This window comes from Monashia sp. HAY1-5C (genome assembly GCF_056755255.1).
In genome coordinates this window covers 1-238 of the sequence record NZ_JBPGXG010000725.1, presented here as the reverse complement: position 1 = coordinate 238, position 238 = coordinate 1, and the positions used below count along the sequence as shown (strand labels likewise).

Below are 238 nucleotides of genomic sequence, written 5' to 3'. Positions count from 1 at the left end.
CTTATTGATATCCGATGCTACTTTAGCTAAAAATTTATTAATGGAAATACCTGCGGAAGCGGTTAACCCTGTCTGTTCAAAAATCTTCTGACGGATTTCCCTGGCAATCTGGTTGGCAGATTCTATTTCCTTTTTATTTTCGGTGACGTCAAGATAAGCTTCATCAAGAGACAATGGTTCTACCAGATCGGTGTATTCATAAAAGATCTCCCGTATTTTCCTTGAAATTTCTTTATAC

At 37.0% G+C, this 238-nt stretch carries 1 protein-coding gene; it reads right to left on the bottom strand.

Translation table 11 applies throughout. The features are described from left to right. On the bottom strand, positions 1-238 hold a 238-nt coding region (locus ACR9ZK_RS23330), incomplete at both ends, for a Y-family DNA polymerase (protein WP_481344289.1).